Origin of the sequence: Agromyces binzhouensis, from assembly GCF_004135055.1 — a bacterium.
Classification (GTDB): Bacteria; Actinomycetota; Actinomycetes; order Actinomycetales; family Microbacteriaceae; genus Agromyces; species Agromyces binzhouensis.
Genome location: NZ_SDPL01000526.1, coordinates 1 through 1,766 on the forward strand (window position 1 = coordinate 1; position 1,766 = coordinate 1,766).

At 73.7% G+C, this 1,766-nt stretch carries 2 protein-coding genes; both read right to left on the reverse strand.

Going from position 1 to position 1,766, the window contains the following annotated elements:
* Nucleotides 1-48: 48 nt before the first annotated feature.
* A complete protein-coding gene (locus tag ESO86_RS16390) occupies nt 49-1,233 on the reverse strand; it encodes a hypothetical protein (protein WP_129235897.1) in 1,185 nt (394 codons plus the stop codon).
* A 155-nt stretch (nt 1,234-1,388) separates the two neighbouring features.
* The coding region (locus ESO86_RS16395; protein ID WP_207207195.1) for a BBE domain-containing protein at nt 1,389-1,766 on the reverse strand (378 nt) is incomplete at its 5' end.

Here is a 1,766-nt window from a genome sequence, read left to right on the forward strand (position 1 = left end):
GACGCCGCCCACGCGGCGCAGTGCGGCCGACGTGGGCGGGCGGCCGGATCAGGCCAGCGCGAAGCGCAGCTCCGCCATCGCGGGCCCGCTCCACACCGCGTGCTCGAGGTCGTCGCCGCGCACCGTGACGACCTTGCCGCCGCGCGCGATGACGAGCATCGCGATCTGGGGCAGGAGGTCACCGGCGCGCCGCCCGTCGGAGAGCGCATCGCCGTTGCCGTGGTCGGTCGCGAACTCGATCGCACCCGACTCGTGGTCGAGGGTGCCGTTGACCGAGGTCGTGAAGTCGAACCACAGCCGCTCGACGGCGCCGTCGGCGGCGAGCCGCCCGATGGCCGCGAGGTCGCGCTCGACGCGCCCGGCGCTGCCGTCGGCGAGACCGGTGAGGGCATTCCTCGCCTCGTTCACGTTGAGCTGCGCGAGCTGCTGGCGCAGTTCCCCGTCGATCTCGGCGGCGCCGAGCCGGTCGGGCCCGCCCTGCACGCCGACCACGCGCCGCCCGTTGTGGGCGCGGTCGAGGAACGAGGTGAGCAGCGGCTCGGCGGCGAAGACGAACAACGGCACCTTCGCGTCGGGGTCGTGCTCCTGGAGTTCGCGCCACACCGCGTCGGCGACGCGCTTGGCGTAGAGGTCGTGGATCTCGGGGCGCCGGTCGCCCTCGTTCGTCCCCCGATCGCCGTGGCCGCCGCTGCGACGGCGCAGACCCTCGCCGGCCTCGCGGTTCGCCGCATCGTCGAGGTTGCGGGGCAGTTCGGGGTCGAGCGGCATCTGCTCGGCGCGCGCGGTCGGAAGCGCATGCCACAGCGCCCACTCGTTCGATGACAGGGTGACCGCGAAGGCCTCCTGGTCCTGGCTGGGCGCGCGGAGCAGCTGTCCGAGCACGAAGTGGGAGCCCACGTGGATCGCGTCGTCGAGGCGGTTCGGCAGCACGTAGACGTCGGTGAAGCCCGGCGCGACGAAGATCGCGAGCGAGCGGGAGAGCCCGGCCCAGAGCGAGCGGTCGGCGAGCACGGCGTCGCGCTCGGCCTTGAGCGCGTCGACCTCGGCCGAATCGGCGCCGTCGCTGCGGATCCGGTCGATGGCCTCGTCGAACGCGCTCTTCACGGCGACCTCGGCGCGCTCGCGCTCGCTGACCACGGGCGACGTGGCCGCGTAGATCGTGATCGCGGGATGGTGCTCGCCCGCCAGTGTCGAGAAATCGGTCGTGGTGGGCAGTTCATGGTGAACGGTCATGCGTCCCTCCCCCAGGTCCGGCGACGACGTCGTCGCGTGTCCCCCAGCCTAGGAACCTCGGCGCGGAACCGACAGACCCATTCGTCCCGCCGACCCGGGGCCGGCACGAGTACGGGCCCGGCGCGATCGCCGGGCCCGTACGCTGCGTCGCCGCGTCAGCGGCCGACGGGGTGGTTCGATCGGATGACCCCCGTCGGGTCGACCGCGTGCTTGATCGCGCGCAGTCGCGCGAGCCGGCCCTCGTCGCCGAAGAACCGCGCCCCGGTCGTCCGACGCTCGACGAAGTTCAGGTACTCGACGGGGGCACGCCACGGCTCGATGCGCGAGAGCAGCCGTCCGAGCGAGGCGACGACGGCCTCGATCGTCTCGGGCACGGCGATGCCGACGCCGTAGACGAGGTACTCGGCCTCGAAGCCGCCGACCGCGCCGGGGATCGGCAGCCCGCGATCGGCGGCGACCTCGAGCGCGGCCGACGGCGCGAACGCCCCGCCGAGGTGGCGGATCTCGGCCGACAGCAGCGCGGTGTCGGCGTC

Coding starts and splice junctions, on each gene's coding strand:
- ESO86_RS16390 (WP_129235897.1), bottom strand. CDS start 1,233: ATGACCGTTCACCATGAACTGCCCACCACGACCGATTTCTCGACACTG.